Origin of the sequence: Acinetobacter sp. UBA5934 (genome assembly GCF_002430855.1) — a bacterium.
Classification (GTDB): domain Bacteria; phylum Pseudomonadota; class Gammaproteobacteria; order Pseudomonadales; family Moraxellaceae; genus Acinetobacter.
In genome coordinates this window covers 24,868-43,598 of record NZ_DJDC01000132.1, presented here as the reverse complement: position 1 = coordinate 43,598, position 18,731 = coordinate 24,868, and the positions used below count along the sequence as shown (strand labels likewise).

The following is an 18,731-nucleotide window of genomic DNA, read 5'->3' as shown; positions in this document are numbered from 1 at the left end:
CAGCAGTGCCGAGATCATGCCCATAATAGCCGCGCCAATTAGGCTGCCGCCTTTTTGTATGGACTGGACCTGATCCAGGCGGTTGACCAAAGCTTGCGGCAATTTAAGTTCAAATAAACCAAATAAATTCAGTGCAAATAAAACAAATAAGCCACTAAAAGCAATCAGGGTGGAAGGCTGCTGTAGCCAGCGCTGAAAGTTCAAACCGGCAGATGAAGCAATTAAGCCTAAAACCGCATAGACCATGGCCATACTGCAAACAAAGACCAGGGCAATCATCCAGGCTTTCAGCCCTTTACTGTTACGCACAATCAGTGAGGTTAAAATGGGCAGCATCGGTAATGAACATGGCGTAAAGGCCAGCAATATGCCTAAACCGAAAAACAGCAATAAACTATAAAGCAAAGAATTTTCGGCCAGTTTTGCCGACCACATTTGATCTTGTGCAGTATCTGATGGGACAGGCTTATTGTTCGGCAGAAGGCTATTTTGTTCAGCATTCAAAGTTGTTTGACCGCTGATGGAACTGTTTGAAGAGGTGGAAAGATCAAGTAGACGCTTGCTTGTTCTGGCCTGATTTTGCAACAGCACCAAGCCATCAATATCGGTCTGGAACTCAATGGTTTGCGGGGGATAGCAAATCCGGTCCTGGGCACAGCCCTGCCACGTCACCTGATAGGTTCTAGATGCTTCGGTCGGAACCGTGAATTGGACATTGTGAAAATAGACCTGAGTATGACCATAATTTTCATCATGCAAATCGGTCGCTGGCGGCAATTTTAACGCCAGCTTTTGCCCCCCTTGCCGGACTTCAAATTTATGCTGATATAAATAATAGCGATCTGGAATCGTCCATTTGAGTTGGGCTTCATGGGTGCTGCTGGATTCAACACTAAAAGAAAAAGCATCCTCGGCTGCCAGCAGTTGATCCTGCGCCTGTAGTGTCATGGAACACAATAAAATAACACTACACATCAATCCGCTTAGAGCAGAATGCAACCACAAACCAAAGTCTGGAAAATGCTTTTTCATATCAGTTTATTTTTTTAATTAGAATAGGAAGGAAACACCCAAACCTGATTGATAATTTTTATCTCGGCCATTTAAGTCTACACCGATACTGGCATCCATTTGCACACGTTCATTCAGCGCATAAATGAGTCCGGAACCTAAGGCATATTCATAATTCTGACTTTCGGCTTTGCGATAGACCAGTTCAGAAAAACCGGACAATTTGTCGGTAATTTTATATTCAATGGTCGGGATTGCAGTCACAGCCCAATTGCTGTTTTGCGCTTCATAACGCATGGTTATAGCAGTACGAATGAGATCACTATAATCATAAGCCACAGCCGAAGTCAGACTGTAAATATCATCTTGATTACTGAACTCATCATTACCGGTTGCAAGAATCGCTTCGGCTAAAATGGCCATAGAAAGCTTTTCATCATCCAGATTGATGGCTTTTTTCACCCCAATGCTGACATCACCCAAACCATCTTCTTCAACAGACCGGCCTGCCATTTTGGTTTTTGACCAGGATGGACCTTGCCAGCCTAACTGCAATTCCAGGTCTTGAGCCAAACCGGTACGCAATAACATGTCGGCATTTAAAGTGGTGTTTTTAACTTTAATCCCGTTTTCATCTCTGCTTTCTGAATAGCTTAAACTTGGTAAGCCTTGTTCCCATGCCAGCTGACCGACAGGTGTAATACCCGTGCCTACACCCGCACCCGGACGGTCAAAAGAAAAATCTGCAGCCATCGCATTGATACTGAAACCCGCTGCAAAAATGAAACTTACTGTTTTTACGACTGACATGAGTTATCTCACTGATTATGTTAATTCTTTAGTCATTTTAGCCCCATGACTACGGAGTAATTCTAAAGTTTGTTTTTCTTCAGCCAATGCTTCTGACCAGTTGATTTCATCAAAATCACAATCAAAGAATAAATCACTAATTGAAGATAAAATGGTCTGGCCATCCTCATCTTTCGTATTAGGATCTACTTTTTCATCCAGTAAACGTTTTACTGCAGGCACACAGGCAGAACTGGCCGCATCCCATAATGGACCATACAGTTCTTCGGCATCCCATAAATGTAAATTCACCTTGGCTTGAATAAGAGCCTCTAGAATTTCAAGATGAACCGCCAAATTCTGCTGCTTTTGCTGTTCAGATAAAGGCGAACCCGCCTCATAGGCTTCGCAAATCTGTTCCCACCAGTGAAACAAACCATCTGACCAGACAGAAATAGCCGGGCCTTTTTCCAGATCAATAAAATTAGGATCGAGACCTTCTGCCAAAAGACGTTGTACCTGAGCAAGATCCAGCTCTTCTATTGCCTGTACAAAGACTTGTTGTTGCGCTGTTAACATGGAGAAAATACTCTTCAATCATTTTTTGACTATTATGCCGAATAAACTGGCATTTGTTTTAGCTAAATGTATAAGGAGTATATTTTTTATTCATTTTTTCTTATCCCGAACAGTGCACCAAAAGCCAATAAAAAAAAGCTCCGAAGAGCTTTTTTATTCATTTAAGCAAAATTTTGCTTAATGATTGACTTCATCCACATCAGCTGTTTCTGTATCTTCAGCAAGGACCGGCACCGCAGCACGAGGGTCATCTATTTTTTCAAATAAATGTTCCAAACTGCGTTTTAAGCGGTCAATGGCTCCATGAATAGCAGTATCGATATTAAAACCATGATGATTCACCACCACAGGCTTCAACCCTGACGGGCGCGCTTCGATCATGCAGTGAATATCATCTGCACCACCTTTGGCACCATTTTCATCACTAAAATGAACCGAAAAATGAGTAATACGTTCACTATAACGCTGGAATTCTGCATTCAGTTCTGCACGAACATAAGTAATTAAACGTTCACTATTTTGAATGTTTTTATCTGTACGGATTTCAATGTTCATATAATTTCATCCTCTTCTATTTACATCTTTTGTGCAAAACTTTTTTATCTTGGCACGTTTAAACTTACTGTAAAAAAAACAGCGCGAAACATCTTCAAATTAGCTTGGAACGAATTCCTCCACATTGAACGATGAACACTTTTGAGTCTGCAGAATCGTGTCCTTATGCTTTGAATATAAGGGGCTAGGTGAAGCTTATGCAAGTAGTATTTTGATATTTTTTAATATCCATATAAAAATAATGTGATTTAACTTTATTTACTAAGTTACTTGATAAATCTCATATTATTTTTTATTGAGCAGAACTGCTCATTAAAATTATTTTATGTTTTTTATAAGCATGTTTTTTTAAGTATCAAAGCGGTAGTGTAATTTTGACTTAAAAGCTATCTTAGAGAATTACATTAGTTTGAATTATTGATCAATTTTGGCTTTATTTTTGCCAAAGAATCTGTATGCTTTGTGTGCTTCTCGGGGGAGATATCTTTTAATGAAACTTACACAAATTTTTGCTACATGTGCATTGGCTTCAACTGCTGCACTTACTCAAGCTGCGCCAATCTGGCAAGACTTCAGCGTGACTGGTCTTTATGGTGATCACTATAAAGTAGGTACTGAAGACCGTACGACCGTGACTGCAGAATACGCAGCTAAACTTAAATACTCAGATGTATTTTTCTTTGTTGACCAACAAGTGGATGGCAATGATGAACAAAATACATATTTCGAGTTAGCACCACGTTTAAGCTTAGGCGAAGTATCTGGAAAAGATCTTTCTTTTGGTCCAATTAAAGATGTGCTTATTGCAACAACTTGGGAACATAATGCAGGATACGACCAAAACCAAGAGTTTAATAACTTCCTGTACGGTATTGGTTTCGCTTTAGATATTCCATATACCCAATATGCCAATGTGAACTTCTATAAAGCAGATAACGATTCGAAATCAGCTTTCACTAAAGATGATTATCAAATGACAATCACTTATGCCGTTCCGTTTAAATTGGGTTCAGAAGATTTCCTGGTTGATGCCTTCCTGGATTGGTCAACAGCTGAAAAAGGCGCTCAAGCAAGCGAGCTGAACTGGACCAGCCAGTACAAATGGAATGTAGGTAAACACATTTCACCTAAAACCAAATTATATGTGGGTATCGAACACTCGGTTTGGAACAACAAATTTGGTATTCAAGGCGTTGATCAAAACGATGTCAGTGCTTTGGTTAAATACCATTTCTAAGCCCCACATTTTAAACGTTGAAAAGCACGGCTTCGGTCTTGCTTTTTTTATTGCTGAAAATAAGATTTATTTTTAAACTCATCATCTTATTTATTCATCCGGCCTATACCCATGGACTTTTTGATCCGTCCCGCCCAAAGACAAGATTTAGAACAAATCCTGAAAATTTATAATGCTGAAATTTTAAATGGCACTGTGACCTGGAATAGTACACCAAAGTCTATTGAAGATTTTCAACACTGGTTTAGCGACCTCATTACCCAACAATTTCCCTTATTGGTCGCTGAACATCCTGAATCCAAACAAATCACTGGCTACGCCGATTACTCTTCTTTCCGTCAGATTCAAGGCTTTAAACAGACCGTTGAACATTCGGTTTTTATTCATCCCGACTTTCAGGGCCAGGGTCTAGGCAAAACGTTAATGCTGAAACTGATGAATCATGCACGGCAGAATCAGATTCATGTGATGGTTGCGGCGATTGATCATGAAAATCAGGCATCCATTGTGTTGCATGAAAAATTAGGTTTTAAGCAGACCGGTTATATGCCAGAAGTGGGACAGAAATTTGGGAAATGGCGTGACCTGGTGTTGATGCAACTCAATTTAAATACATAAAAAAAGCCCGCATTTGCCTAATTGCCAGTCAGTTAAGAAACTGACTGGAATTTTCTTTTTTAAATTCATGACTGTAGTTGATATGTGGGAAAGTCATCCGCAATTGTTTGAGGCATGAGGTGCATTGCACCGCAAGATTAAAAAATGATTGTTTCTGCGACAGATTTGCTAGTTGATAGTGGCTAACGAGTTTTGCGGTGAAGAGCATTGCTCCGCAAGATGCCTTTGATCTTACGAAGCAATGCTTCTCAGGACGAAACCAAAGTAATAAATAAGATTCAAGTATTTGATTTAAAACAATAAAAATCTGACATGAATTACTAAAAATTAAGGAGTTTATTTCTAAACTCCTTAACTGATCAGCATTACGCACTTGCGGGCTTCTTCATGAACGTGGTGTATGCATTCAAATAAAAACTAAACCGCTAAATCCGCCAGATTACCTTTCTGTTCTAACCAGTGTTTACGGTCCGATGAGCGTTTTTTCGCAAGCAGTTTATCCAGTAGACCGGCAGTAAAATGTGCATCATCCAGATCCAGCTGCACCAAACGACGGGTATTGGGGTCCATGGTGGTTTCGCGTAGCTGACTGGCGTTCATTTCGCCCAAGCCTTTGAATCGGGTGATTTGCGGATTCTTGCTTTTGCATTTTTTCAGAATGCTTTCCAGCTCGTCTTCATCCAGTGCATAGTGCACATCTTTAGCATCATCAATACGGAATAATGGCGGCATAGCCACAAACAGATGCCCTTCTTCCACCATGGTTGGAAAATGTTTCACAAACAAGGCACAGAGCAGGGTCGCAATATGCAGACCATCCGAATCGGCATCGGCCAGAATACAGATTTTACCGTAGCGAAGTTCTGACAGGTCATCACTGCCCGGGTCAACCCCAATGGCAATCGCAATGTCATGCACTTCCTGAGAACCCAGCACTTCATCAGAAGACACTTCCCAGGTATTTAAGATTTTTCCGCGAATTGGCATGATGGCCTGAAAATTTTTGTCCCGTGCCTGTTTGGCTGATCCACCCGCAGAATCCCCTTCCACAATAAACAATTCCGATTCTTCCAGGGTATGCCCTACGCAGTCTGCCAGTTTACCCGGTAGCGCAGGCCCGGAAACAATCTTCTTACGTTCAACTTTTTTCGCCGCTTTTAAACGGCGACCCGCCTTGGCAATCGCCAGTTCAGCCAGCTGCATGGCAATGTCTGAATTCTGATTCAGCCACAGCGCGAAAGCATCTTTAGCAATATTCAGCACAATGCTGGATGCTTCACGGCTCGACAGACGCTCTTTGGTTTGACCGGAAAATTGTGGTTCCTGAAATTTTAACGACAGAATGTAATTCACTCCATCCCAGACATCTTCCGCAGACAGTTTCAGATTACGCGGCAACAGATTACGCAGCTCACAGAACTCACGCATTGCATCGGTGACCCCTGAACGTAAACCATTGACGTGGGTACCGCCTTGCGCGGTTGGAATCAGGTTGACATAGCTTTCCTGGATTTGTTCGCCACCTTCGGCATTCCAGCAAATCGCAAATTCAGCACTGGCACGTTCAGCTTCGCCACTCGCTACAAAAGCAGGGTTTGGAATGATTTCCCGGTCTTCAAGCTCATCCATTAAATAGTCGACCAGACCATTTTCAAACTGCCAGGTGATCTTCTCATCATTGATTTGATCAACATAGTTGATCTGCAAGCCTGCCGCTAACACGGCTTTGGCTTTTAAATTATGTTTTAAGGCTTTTAAAGCAAACTTGGGTGAATCAAAATATTTGGCTTCCGGCCAGAAATGTACCGTGGTGCCTGTGGCGCGTTTCGGTGCCTTACCTTGCAGCACTTCAAGCGGTGCCACTGGCTCGCCCCGTTCAAAGGCCATTTTATACAGGTTGCCCTGACGCTGTACTTCCACTTCTACCCGAGTGGAAAGCGCGTTAACCACTGAAATACCCACGCCATGCAAACCACCAGAGAACTGGTAGTTATCGGTACTGAACTTACCGCCGGCATGCAGTTTGGTCAGGATAATTTCAATCCCGCTTTGACCATATTCAGGATGGATATCCACCGGCATACCCCGGCCATTATCTTCAACTGACAGGGAACCGTCTTTATATACCGTGACGGTAATTTTATTGGCATGGCCTGCTAGCGCCTCATCCACAGCATTATCAATGACTTCTTGCGCCAAATGGTTTGGACGAGTGGTATCGGTATACATCCCCGGACGACGACGTACCGGATCTAAACCAGATAAAACTTCAAGTGATTGAGCCGTATATTGAGACACGTTGTACTGTTTCCTTAATTTATACAATCCGATAAAAACTGTAATGCCATCGGTATTTTGTCTGCGAAATTTTCCATCGCATGATTGCCTTTTGCTTCGGTAATCAGCATGGACTGATGCGAAACGTTGCTATAATAGCGCTGTGCCTCACGATAATCCAAAACTTCATCGCCTTGTTGTAATAACACTAAAATTTTGTCTGCATCGTGTACAAATGGCACTGCCATCTGCTCAAGCTGATCCAGATGGCTCTCATCTAAAGTCCATTCATCACTGACCACATAGGGAATCTGCTCGACGCCAAATAAGTCGCGAAACAGTTGCCATGGTCGCATAGCGGGATTAATGAGAACAGCCGGCACGCCATACTTTGCGACTAATTGTGTCGCATAAAAGCCGCCCAGACTGCTCCCGACCAGCACGACCCGATCTAGGCTTTCAATCATGTCAGCTACATGTGCCAGCGTCTGCTCAGGAGGCAGGTTAAGATCCGGCAGATGCACCTGAACATTATTCAATTGCTGACAGTAGTCTTTAATTTGCTGTCCTTTTATCGATAAAGAACTGCTTTGAAACCCATGTAAATAAATGATGTTCATGGTTTTTATTGTATCAATGTGAAATTTAATCTAGATTCATTTTATACACAAATCTCGGTTATCCGTCTGTTTTAATATAGATAAACCCCGAATTGTCAGACAAAAAAATTAATCCCAAGGCGCAATCATCGTTATTGTAAAAGCTGTTCGAGACGAACAATATAAAATGAAAAGTTAAGAGTTTATACCGTGATCCCAAGAAAAAATAAAGAGTATGGGAAACATGGTCAGAAAAAGGACAGGATCAAATGCCGAGTTTAACCCCATTACATGAAACTTATTGTAGGTGGGACCGTACACCACCCAGTCAGGCTGATGTATTGGAAGGTCTCGCACAATTGGTGACGACTCGTCTAGGCGATGTTATGCAGGACTTGATCCAGGCAATTCAACGCGAGATTTTAATTAGCGTGTTTGGCATGAGTGAGCAGCGCTCGAAAAAATTACAAAAAATTCCTCATATCGACAAACTGTATCAGTTTTCCTTCGACACCTTACTCAATTATGGGAACTATTTACTGGCACCCGGCTTACGTCGAATTATTGAAAAATATCCGAAATTGCATGATAAACCGCTGACACCGACACTCCACTTTTTAGTCGGGGTGCTTAACGGGGTGCTGGGCGATTATTTATTAAAATATCAAAACCCGATGGCACTGCCGATGGTGCTGTATGACCACTATGGCGGACTGCAAAAGGGCGATTTATCCGGTCGCGTAGTGATTTTTGTACATGGCTTATGCATGAACCATCTGGACTGGACCAACACTCAATACGGCGGTATAGGTGAGAAGTTATTGGCGCAACGTGACCAGAACACCATGCTCTACCTGAATTACAATAGCGGACGCCGGATCTCGGCCAATGGTCGTAGCCTGGCCAATACGCTGGAAGATCTGATTCGTCGCAATCCGCGTATTACCAGTATTGATTTGATCGGCCACAGTATGGGCGGCCTGGTTTCGCGCAGTGCGCTGTTTTACGGCAAGCAAAACATGTATCAATGGATACATCTGACCGAAAACCTGGTCTGTCTGGGCTCTCCGCACCATGGTGCCGTCTTGGAGCGTTTTGGTTTTATCCTGCAAGACAAACTGGGGCATTTTCCCTTCGTAAAAATCATCCGGCATATTGTCAATATCCGCAGCAATGGCATTCTGGATTTGCGTTATGGCAGTGTCCGTGATGATGACTGGGAGCATAATGATGCCCGAATTGGTGGCATGGATGACAACCGTAAACCGGCACCCCTACCGAAACATATCAATACCTACTTGGTTGCAGGCACCATTGAATATGAAAATAAAAAGAACCGAACCTTAAAGGTGCTGGGTGATTATTTGGTCAGTGTGGAAAGTGCTTTAGGTGAACATCCAAATCCGCGTTTTCAACTGAAAGTGCCGGAATCCCATAAAGCGATCTTTTATGGCTTGAGTCATTTTGAAATTAACTATCATTCCAGTGTGGCAGAACAGATTGTGAAATGGTTCTACCCGCCAGAAAATGAACAGATCAAAGAAGAAGTACATGAATACCGCATGCAACTGGAAGATTTGGCGGGCATTGCACTGACTTAAACCAGGAATAAAAAAGCCAACTCAATGTTGGCTTTTTTATTTAGCTTTTTATTTTTCCTTCGCAGCTTTAGCGCTCACAAACGGATAGCGACGCAACAGTTGCCACAGGCTAATCAAGGCCAGTACCGCAAAGAAAGCCAATGACCATACCGGAAGGGATTGTCCCAAGAAGGTCCAATCGACCTTGGCACATTCCCCCGAACCTGTCAGCACCTGTTCAAATACCGCCTTTAACGGTAAAGTCTCTACCCAGTAATCTAGGCCAGGACCACAACTCGGTACCTGATCGGGTGGCAAATTTTGCAGCCAGACATGACGCGCTGCTACACCTGCAGACCAAAGAATACTGATTGAACCCAACAGGGCGTAAATACGTTTAACCGCATTTGAGTTCGGGTTATGCAAAAAAGCAATCAGAGAAATAATCCCTAGCCCAATCAAGCCGATACGCTGAAAAATGCAGAGTGGACAAGGCTCAAGTCCTTGTCCATGCTCTAAATACAATGCAAATGCCATCCCAATGACACTGGCTAAAAATAACAGACCACTCACGAAGCGATAACTCCATTGCATGGTAAATCCTCGTATTAATTTTTATCGATAATCGGCAAGATATTGCTCAAAACTGAGCGCAGTATCCTGTTCCAGTTGCTGTTGTTGCTGCAATGATTGCCCCGCTAAATCATCAAAATAAGCCAGCGTTTCCGGGCTTAACGGATGTTGTTCATAAGTGGTCGCATGTTGCAGTGCCATCACGCTACCAAAACTCCAGGTTCCGCCATTTTCCAGCGTATCGGCAATAACTTGTGCTGACAGGGTTTGATCCACCTCATCAATGCGATTAAGCATTACGGTCAAGGCTGCTGAGTACATGTCAGTGTCATAAGCCGCGTCCAGTAAATCAGCCCAAGGCTGCATTTGCATGACATGCGCACGTGCCCAGTCTTCAATCGGATGTTCTCCTGCTGCATCTACAATAGAGGCATTTGGTGCACGACCCCGATTGACCACTTCCATCTGATTACGCTCAATCTGTTCCTGTTCCGGATCGAGCAAATCGGGACTCTCTTGTACCAGGCAATGCAGTGCCAATACTTCCAGAAATGCTGCCGTGTTCTCATCAACACCGATCGGACTATATGGATTGACATCGACTGCGCGCAGTTCAACATACCCGACCCCGCGATTTTGCAGCGCCTGGGATGGAGTTTCTCCCGCTTGCGGCACCTGTTTCGGACGAACCAGACTGTAGTACTCGTTTTCAATTTGCAGCACATGGTCATTAATTTGAATCGGCTCACCCTGTTCATCATTTAGTCCTAAACGGCTAAAAGGCGCATAAGGTGTTTTTACCGCTTTCTGCAAACCATCCAAATAACCTGACAGGTTATTGTAGTGAATGCCCAATTGCTTCTGTGCAGAATTCTGATAGCCAAAATTGCCCATCCGCAGTGCTGTTGCATACGGCAGGAACAAGGTGCCTTTTAACAAAGGCAGCAGATGATGTTCACGTCCGGTCATAAAGCACTGGCAAACAGAAGGACTGGCGCCCACCAAAAACATCACTAAGGGGGTCAAACGGATAAAGTTACGGATGAGGCCAAAATAACGGTGACTGCGATAATCCTGCAAACTCAGGCTTTTGAGCGCTTCATCGCTTTCATGTTGCTGCAGCGCTTCAAATACTTGATCAGGAAAAGATAAATTATAATGCACCCCGGAAATGGTTTGCATACGGCGGCCATAACGCACCCCTAAGCCACGACGATACAAAGTCTTGAAGCGTCCAATATTGGAACTGCCATATTGGGCTAGACGAATGTTTTCTTCGTTATCATCCAACATACACGGCATCGACAAGGGCCAGAGTTTTTCCCCATGTTCTAAATGGCGATGCGCAACGGCATGAATATCGGTTAAATAATCAAGTGCTTTTTTAATGCTGTCTTGTGGAGGGGTAATAAACTCCATCAAGGCTTCGGAATAGTCAGTGGTAATATGCGGATGTGTTAATGCCGACCCCAATGCTTTTGGATGCGCTGCTTGCGATAAAAAACCATTGCTTTGCATGCGCAGGCTTTCTCGTTCAATACCTCGCAGCATGCCTTTAAACAGCGAAGAATCCACCCAAGCTGGTACCATAACTTGAGGGGTCGATTCGGGTTGACTCATTACAATCTCGCTTAGCGGAAGATAACTACTAAAATAAAATCATCAGTTTATATCAGTATAACGTGAATTGGTGCGGTCAAATCACACCGTGTCTAGTTTTCAAGCAAAATGACCATTTATTTTCTGGCAAATTTTTATCACAAAGTTACTGTATAAGACATCTGAATTTTGTGTTTGTATTGAATAATAAGTGCTAAGGAATTGTAAATATTATGAATTATCCAGATATTTTGGACTTTTGGTTTAGCCCGGAAACCCAGCCCTTATGGTTTGCAAAAAGTGATGATTTTGATGCACTGATCAAGCAAAAGTTTCATGACATTCACCAAAAAGCGGCACAGGCCGAACTGTGGTCATGGCGTAAAACTGCTGAAGGCCGCCTGGCAGAAATCATTATTCTGGATCAATTCTCGCGTAATCTGTTTCGGGATCAAGCCCAAGCTTTTGCCCAGGATGCCTTGGCATTGGCACTGGCGCAAGAAGCCATTAGTCTGGATTTGGATAAACAATTAAGTCCAGAACAACGTGCGTTTTTATACATGCCCTTTATGCACAGTGAATCAAAACTGATCCACGAATTCGCGTTAAAATTATTTCAACGCTTAAATAATCCCATGAATCTGGATTATGAAAAAATGCATAAAGCCATTATTGACCGTTTCGGGCGCTATCCGCACCGCAACCCTATCCTGGCGCGCACCTCAACTGCAGAAGAGCTCGAATTCTTAACCCAACCGAATAGTAGTTTCTAACCATTTATTGTGTCTCCTCCCGCACACAGTAAATGGTATGGAGGTTTAACATGAAGAACAGCATTATAGGTTTGAGCATGGCCGTGGCCATCGCACTTACAGGCTGTGCAACCACACCTTCCAAACCGCTGACTTTTGACCAGCTGGGGCAATTCAGTAATACGCCCTTAAATACACAAACCTATCGCATCAGTTTCCAGGCCCGTCCCAATATGAGTTTTGGAACTGCCGAAGAAATCACCCTGGTGAAAGCAGCCCAGACTACGGTACAAAATGGATTCCGCTATTTTAAAGTGCTGAATGATCCGAGTAACCGTAGCCAGCCACCCCGTCAGGCCGTGGTCTACTCTACCCCGATGTATTACCCTTATGGTTATTATCGTCGTTATCCCGGTTTCTGGCCTGACCCGTTTTATGATATGCCGCGCGTAGTGACCATTGACCCGGTACAGGTTTCCTATACCATTGAATGTTATAAAGATCAGAAAAAAGCACCGGATGATGCCTTTGATGCCTATTTGATTTTAAAATATTTAGGACAAAAATATGGCCTGGGTCCAAACGGTCAAATACTCGTGCCAGCAGTACCGGAAACAGCAAAATAACAATCGCCTAGCAAATAACAGGAATCTTGCATGACCACAGCGGAAGCAGCCACAACACCGAGTTTGCAACGCAGTAAACGCTTTGCCACCATTGCCCTCATCAGCGCGATTGTCGCATGGTTAGTGCTGATGGTGGTCGCCAAGCTGATTCCTGACTATGCCTGGCTAATTCATATTCTGATGCTTTCCGCCGAAGCGGGTGTGGTCGGCGGACTGGCCGACTGGTATGCCATTACCGTGCTGTTTCGCAATCCGTTTGGGAAAATGCCTATTCCCAAATTCCTGCTCGATCACACTGAAATTATTCCACGTAATAAAGCCCGTATTGCCGAATCCATGGGTCGTTTTGTACAGGAAAACTTTTTATCACCCCAGGTGGTTAAACGCAGCCTGAACAATACCGACCTTAGTCTGGCAGTCGGGCAATGGCTGGCCAAGCCGGAAAATAATAGCCAGGTCACCCAAGTTATTCAGCAAACCGTACCCAAGATTTTTGAATTCGTCGGTCAGGAGCAGATTGGAAACTTTATTCAGAACAACAGTGTGCAATGGGTTCGCAACACCCAGATCAACACGCTTGCCAGTGAAATGCTGCGCGCGGTGCTGGAAAATGACTTCCATCAGGACGTATTGCAACGTGGACTGGATTTGGCGCATGAATGGATGATCTCACATCCTGAAAAAGCCCATGAACTGACTCGCCAGCTGTTCAAGGAACTCGGAGTGTGGAAACTGGCCAAAGGCGCCAGCTGGATTGGTATTGATGTGCAGCAACGCACCATCAATTCACTGATTGAACGGGTAGAATCGATGCTGGCCGACCCGCAGCATCCCTGGCGGCAAAGAATTGAACAGATGGGCCAGCAGCTGATGCTGGAACTGGCCGATAGTGAAAGTGAAGCCAGCCATCGTTTAAACAGTACCAAAGATGCCCTGCTGGACAGTCCTCAGGTCCTAAATTTTATTAGCGGAGCCGTGGTCATTCTCTGTGATGCCATTAAGGCAGACTTGCTCAAAGACGATTCAGGCATTGCAAAAAACCTGCGTGTTGCGATTCAGCAAGTTGGGGAAAACATCATTTCCAATCCGGCGGTACGTCAATTACTCAATGACCGCATGAGCGGACTTGCCGTCAATTTGAGTGATCAATACAGTGAAAAAGTGATCCGTTTTATTAGCGAACGTATTCATGAATGGGATTCACGGGAAATGATCGACAAAATTGAAAATGAAGTCGGTGGCGATTTACACATGATTCGGGTCAATGGCGTGGTGGTCGGTGGTTTTATTGGCTTAATTCTGGGTATTATCCGCGCCTTGGTTGATGTGGTGCTGTAAAGTTGAGCTCAGGCATTTGAATCGTGGCGGCCTTATTGTGCATTGCTTTAAATCTGCAATACGCCATTAACTATTTGTTTTTGAATTTTTTCTAGAATTTATCCTGTTTCAATTCCGGGTTAGTTATCGGACAAGATTCATTCAATACAAATGGGTTCACCTAAAGAGCACGAAATTTGCTATATTTGCTGTTTTTCTGCGACATTTATTTTTCGACTGATTATGAATACGGCAATCCAAGCAGCTCTCGATCATGCAGTGCAATCTCTTCAAGCTGAAGGTGTACTTCCATCCGACTGGAATAACAACGGTCATTTAACGCGAACCAAAGACCGAAGCCACGGTGACTTCGCTTCAAATATTGCAATGATTGGTTCTAAAGCTGCGGGTATGAAGCCTCGTGATCTTGCAGAAAAAATTCTTGCTGCATTGCCTGAAGTAGCAGACATCAGCAAAGCAGAAATTGCGGGTCCCGGCTTTATTAACTTCTTCTTGAATGCCGACCAACGCTTTGCTGTTTTAGACCAGATTCAAGCACAAAAAGATCAATTTGGTCGTACCCAAGCCAATGCGGAAAAACGCATTCAAGTTGAATTTGTTTCAGCAAACCCGACTTCAAGCCTGCACGTCGGTCATGGTCGTGGTGCAGCCTACGGTATGACAGTTGCCAACTTATTAGAAGCAACGGGTGCCAAAGTTGACCGTGAGTATTATGTCAATGACGCTGGCCGTCAAATGGACATCCTGGCAACCTCGACTTATTTGCGTTACCTGGAACTCACCGGTCAGGAACTGGTTTTCCCTAAAAATGCCTACCAAGGCGACTATGTGAAAGAAATCGCGCAAAGCATTATCGACCAAAATGGTGATGCCTATGTACGCCCAGTTGCCGATGTTTATAAAGACGTGCCTGAAGATGTACAGTTTGCTGCTGAACTCGATGCTGATGGCAACAAGGTTGTACTTTCAGGCGATAAAGAAAAACATATCGATGGCTTGATTTTCAATTCACAACAATTAATCGGTCAAGGCTACCGCGTTTTCTTGCAAGCGGCATTAAAAGCCATTCTTGATGATATTAAAGATGACCTGGGCGAATTCGGAGTAACCTTCAACCAGTGGTTCAGTGAAGAATCATTGACAGATAAAATTGAAGAAGCGCTGCAAACGCTTGATCAACGCGGTTTCTTGTATGAACAAGACGGCAACATCTGGTTTAAATCGACTGCATTTGGCGACGAAAAAGATCGCGTGGTCAAACGCCGTAATGGTCAAACCACGTATTTCGCCTCTGACATTGCTTACCACCTGAATAAATTACAACGTGGCTATACTGACATCATCGATATTTGGGGTTCAGATCACCACGGCTATATCGCACGTGTTAAAGCAGCGATTGATGCTCTGGGTTATGACTCGAAAAAATTAACCGTTCTTCTAGTTCAGTTCGTAAGCTTGTGGCGCGGCGGCGAGATGGTGCAAATGTCATCACGTTCAGGCCAGTTCGTGACTTTACGTGACCTGCGTAAAGAAGTCGGTAATGATGCAGCGCGTTTCTACTACGTGATGCGTAAATCTGAACAGCACATTGACTTTGACTTGGACCTAGCTGTTTCACAAAGCAAGGACAATGCGGTGTATTACATTCAATATGCACATGCCCGTATCTGCCGTATGCTTGAAAAAGCCGCCTCTACCGATGTGAATTTTGATGCTGCGAATGCACGTCAATTTGCGGTAAAACTGGATCTTGATGCCGAAACTGAAATTCTGGCCAAACTTGCAGCCTATCCGGAAATTGTGATTCGTGCAGCCAACAGTTATGAACCGCATCAAGTCGGTAACTATCTGAAAGAATTGGCAGCTTTATTCCACGGTTGGTATAATGAGCATAAAGTACTCAATGATGATGCTGAACTTACGCAAGCCCGTTTATTACTTTCAGTAAACGTACAACAAGTATTACGTAATGGTTTAGAATTATTAGGTGTATCTGCTCCTACATCAATGTAATTAGCACAAAAGGAAGTCCCACGTGTTTGGAAAAACGCAGCGCGGTGTCTCTGAGCGACCGAGTAAGCCGAAAAAGCCATTGATTCCTGCATGGTTAGGAACATTGGTGGTTATTTTAATCGTGTTGAGTTTTGCTGTAGCTTTGATGCTATGGAAGCCGTGGGCACCGGTCAAACCGAAGAATCAGATTAATTCTGAGCATTATCAGGAAGATACAAACAAAGATTATCGTTTCTACGATTTATTGCCACAACAGCAAGTGACGCCTATTCCTGATCAGGCTGTGCCTGAAACTAAAAACTCGGGAACTGTGGTGATTGTTGAAGCACCAGAAGCAGAAACAGCTCCCCCGGCAGATACCGCCGAGCCAGGTCTAGAAGCTTCTGAAGCGCCAGTTGCCCAGCCACCAAGTTTTATACTGCAGGTTCGTAGTTATCCTGATCCAGATAGTGCCGATGCACGCCGTGCTGAAATTATCTTGAATGGTTTGTCTGCGGATGTGGTGAAATCGGTGGAAGGCGGTCAAACCTGGTACCGTGTGATTTCAGGACCTTATGATTCTCAGGAAGCTGCGATGATTGCCCAGCAGACCTTACAACGCAGTGGCATTGATTCTATTGTGGTGAAACGCTAAGTTTAATCCATAAAAAAGCGCCTCATTTGAGGCGCTTTTTTATTTTGACCGTCCTAAATTTTTTCCTTGATGAAACATCCCCCTTAACAAAGGGGGACTGAGGAGGATTAATATAATTCAAGAGGTAAATAATCCCTCCAACCTCTCTTTAAAAAAGGGAGGCTAAAAGCATTTAAACCGTATGTCCCAAAGCTTCACCCATGACCACCACAGAATTGGCTTTAAACATCGCGTCCCACTGCATTTTATCTTTTTCAAATAAAATCACCGCAGTTGAGCCCAAGTAGAAACGGCCCAACTCTGCACCTTTTTCCAGAAACAGATTGTGCTGGTTTAGCTCCAAGCGTCCTGTAGGTTTTACTTTGCCTGTGGCTACGGTTTCAATGCCTGCCACAATCATAGCCCCCACTAAAACTACCGCCATACGACCAAGTTCAGTATCAAACAAACACACCATCCGTTCATTACGCGCAAACAGGCCCGGAATATTTTCCGCAGTGGTTTGATTGACCGAGAACAGTTCACCTGGAACATACAAGGTTTCAGTCAAAGTGCCGGCAAAAGGCATATGCACACGGTGATAATCTTTAGGTGACAAATACACAGTCGCAAAATGGCCATTTTTAAAAGGTTCAGCCAATTGCGGATCGGCAATCAGTTTTTCCACCGAAAAGCTTTGACCCTTGGCCTGAAAAATATCGCCTTCTTCAATCTTGCCCAACTGTGAGATAGCCCCATCGGCGGGTGAAACAATACTACGTGGATCCGTATCGATTTGACGTGCACCCTGTTTTAAAGAGCGGGTAAAAAAATCGTTAAATGATTTGAATTTCAATGCATTGCTTTGTTCAGCAATCGACATATCAATGCCATACTGGGCTTTAAAAGCCTGAATCACGGTATTTTTGATAATCGGATGTTCACTGGCAGCCAGTTTACCCACGACACGTGATAATTGGTGTTGTGGCACAACACGTTGCGCTTGAATAAAAATTTGTTTTTTTAAACGTGATGCGAAGCTCAAGATGGTAACTCTCCGGTAATAATCGGACTGTCGAGGCGGTTGCCCCATTCACTCCACGCACCATCATAAGCCCGTATCTTCCAACCGAGTAATCGGCCCAGAATATAGGCCAAACCCGAACGGTGATGTGACTGACAATAAACCACCACAGGTTGTTTTAAATTGAAACCCAGTTGTTCTAAGCGCTGTTGAGTGCGTTCTAAAGGATGTAATTTTAAATGATTTTCACGGTTTAGGGCAGTACTCCACTCAAAATGTCGGGCATTTGGAATGTGACCGCCGCGTCGCGCTGCGAGTCGAAGACCGGTATATTCATCTTCAGTACGACAATCCCACAATTGAATATTATTGTTTTGGACTTTTTCTAAAAGATCTGCATATTCAATACGGTATTTTTCAATATTCTCCTGGTTGATCTCCACCAGATGCGCTACAGGATCTGGTTTTTCCACTTCTGAAGAAGTAGGCAAACCGGCTGCCAGCCAGGCATGAATACCGCCATTTAACACGCTGGTATTTTCAAAACCCAGACAATGCAGGTTCCAGATCAGGCGCCCCGCCCAGCCGCCGCCTTCATCATCATAAGCTACGACATGATGGTCCGGAGAAATATTCAGATACTCAATTAAGGCCTGTAAGCCTTCTACATCGGGCAATAAACCTGAAGCCTGTTCTTCTTGCCGTACCAGTTGCTTCGGTTGCACATGAATGGCATGCGGAATATGCAATTGATCATAAACAGAACGACGGCTTAAATCGACAATGCGTAATTTTTCATTGCCTAAAAACGGAACCAGCTCTTCTGCTTCTATCAGCAGACCAAAATTAAATGCAGATACAGTCATACTTTTTTCGTGTTTTATTTAGATCAACAGGACGATCTTAGCACAAGTCATTTTCACTATTATGCTGATTTTTTGCATTCAT

18 protein-coding genes are annotated in these 18,731 nt (G+C 43.8%); 8 read left to right on the top strand and 10 right to left on the bottom strand.

The window, feature by feature from the left end; all coding sequences use genetic code 11:
• The 4 genes from B2Y23_RS09245 to B2Y23_RS09230 all read right to left on the bottom strand — a co-directional run.
• Positions 1-975 (bottom strand): protein-disulfide reductase DsbD domain-containing protein (locus B2Y23_RS09245; protein WP_291370409.1); only part of this gene is annotated, 975 nt, incomplete at its 3' end.
• 75 nt (positions 976-1,050) lie between these two features.
• Positions 1,051-1,821, bottom strand: a complete 771-nt coding sequence (locus B2Y23_RS09240) for a transporter (protein ID WP_291370403.1) — start codon at positions 1,819-1,821, stop codon at positions 1,051-1,053.
• Between the two features lie 15 nt (positions 1,822-1,836).
• A complete protein-coding gene (locus B2Y23_RS09235; RefSeq protein ID WP_291354192.1) occupies positions 1,837-2,379 on the bottom strand; it encodes an ankyrin repeat domain-containing protein in 543 nt (180 codons plus the stop codon).
• Positions 2,380-2,556: 177 nt separating this feature from the next.
• On the bottom strand, positions 2,557-2,934 hold the full coding sequence (locus tag B2Y23_RS09230) for an HPF/RaiA family ribosome-associated protein (protein ID WP_291370401.1): 378 nt from the start codon (positions 2,932-2,934) through the stop codon (positions 2,557-2,559).
• Positions 2,935-3,424: 490 nt separating this feature from the next.
• Here B2Y23_RS09230 and B2Y23_RS09225 point away from each other — a divergent pair, with 490 nt between their 5' ends.
• On the top strand, positions 3,425-4,171 hold the full coding sequence (locus B2Y23_RS09225) for an outer membrane protein OmpK (RefSeq protein ID WP_291370399.1): 747 nt from the start codon (positions 3,425-3,427) through the stop codon (positions 4,169-4,171).
• Positions 4,172-4,282: 111 nt separating this feature from the next.
• Positions 4,283-4,789: a GNAT family N-acetyltransferase gene (locus tag B2Y23_RS09220; protein ID WP_291370397.1), complete on the top strand. Its 507-nt coding sequence runs from the start codon at positions 4,283-4,285 to the stop codon at positions 4,787-4,789.
• A gap of 417 nt (positions 4,790-5,206) precedes the next feature.
• Here B2Y23_RS09220 and parE read toward each other — a convergent pair whose 3' ends face one another.
• Both parE and B2Y23_RS09210 read right to left on the bottom strand, forming a co-directional pair.
• A complete protein-coding gene (parE, locus tag B2Y23_RS09215; protein ID WP_291370396.1) occupies positions 5,207-7,087 on the bottom strand; it encodes a DNA topoisomerase IV subunit B in 1,881 nt (626 codons plus the stop codon).
• A 14-nt stretch (positions 7,088-7,101) separates the two neighbouring features.
• Positions 7,102-7,686: a YqiA/YcfP family alpha/beta fold hydrolase gene (locus B2Y23_RS09210; RefSeq protein WP_291370395.1), complete on the bottom strand. Its 585-nt coding sequence runs from the start codon at positions 7,684-7,686 to the stop codon at positions 7,102-7,104.
• A gap of 248 nt (positions 7,687-7,934) precedes the next feature.
• Here B2Y23_RS09210 and B2Y23_RS09205 point away from each other — a divergent pair, with 248 nt between their 5' ends.
• Entirely contained in the window at positions 7,935-9,266 is a 1,332-nt protein-coding gene (locus B2Y23_RS09205; RefSeq protein ID WP_291370393.1) for a hypothetical protein, read from the top strand.
• Between the two features lie 48 nt (positions 9,267-9,314).
• Here B2Y23_RS09205 and B2Y23_RS09200 read toward each other — a convergent pair whose 3' ends face one another.
• A complete protein-coding gene (locus B2Y23_RS09200) occupies positions 9,315-9,839 on the bottom strand; it encodes a disulfide bond formation protein B (protein ID WP_291370390.1) in 525 nt (174 codons plus the stop codon).
• Between the two features lie 21 nt (positions 9,840-9,860).
• Complete coding sequence (gene gshA, locus B2Y23_RS09195) at positions 9,861-11,438, bottom strand: glutamate--cysteine ligase (RefSeq protein ID WP_291370388.1); 1,578 nt, start codon at positions 11,436-11,438, stop codon at positions 9,861-9,863.
• A 212-nt stretch (positions 11,439-11,650) separates the two neighbouring features.
• Between gshA and B2Y23_RS09190 the strand changes: the two genes are divergently transcribed.
• The 5 genes from B2Y23_RS09190 to B2Y23_RS09170 all read left to right on the top strand — a co-directional run bounded on the left by B2Y23_RS09190 (position 11,651) and on the right by B2Y23_RS09170 (position 16,780).
• Complete coding sequence (locus tag B2Y23_RS09190; RefSeq protein ID WP_291354201.1) at positions 11,651-12,190, top strand: DUF924 family protein; 540 nt, start codon at positions 11,651-11,653, stop codon at positions 12,188-12,190.
• 50 nt (positions 12,191-12,240) lie between these two features.
• Positions 12,241-12,795, top strand: coding sequence for a CC0125/CC1285 family lipoprotein (locus B2Y23_RS09185; RefSeq protein WP_291354202.1), 555 nt, complete (start codon positions 12,241-12,243; stop codon positions 12,793-12,795).
• A 30-nt stretch (positions 12,796-12,825) separates the two neighbouring features.
• Positions 12,826-14,133: a DUF445 domain-containing protein gene (locus B2Y23_RS09180; RefSeq protein ID WP_291354203.1), complete on the top strand. Its 1,308-nt coding sequence runs from the start codon at positions 12,826-12,828 to the stop codon at positions 14,131-14,133.
• 222 nt (positions 14,134-14,355) lie between these two features.
• The gene (argS, locus tag B2Y23_RS09175; RefSeq protein ID WP_291354204.1) at positions 14,356-16,146 is read left to right on the top strand and encodes an arginine--tRNA ligase; all 1,791 of its coding nucleotides are present in this window, start codon (positions 14,356-14,358) and stop codon (positions 16,144-16,146) included.
• A 22-nt stretch (positions 16,147-16,168) separates the two neighbouring features.
• Positions 16,169-16,780: an SPOR domain-containing protein gene (locus B2Y23_RS09170; protein WP_291354205.1), complete on the top strand. Its 612-nt coding sequence runs from the start codon at positions 16,169-16,171 to the stop codon at positions 16,778-16,780.
• A 172-nt stretch (positions 16,781-16,952) separates the two neighbouring features.
• Here the strand turns inward: B2Y23_RS09170 and asd are convergent, their stop codons facing one another.
• Positions 16,953-17,804, bottom strand: coding sequence for an archaetidylserine decarboxylase (gene asd, locus B2Y23_RS09165; protein ID WP_291354206.1), 852 nt, complete (start codon positions 17,802-17,804; stop codon positions 16,953-16,955).
• Positions 17,801-18,649 (bottom strand): sulfurtransferase, encoded by an 849-nt coding sequence (locus B2Y23_RS09160; protein WP_291354207.1) that lies wholly within the window; start codon positions 18,647-18,649, stop codon positions 17,801-17,803. The genes asd and B2Y23_RS09160 overlap by 4 nt, the downstream gene beginning before the upstream one ends.
• Between the last annotated feature and the right edge of the window lie 82 nt (positions 18,650-18,731).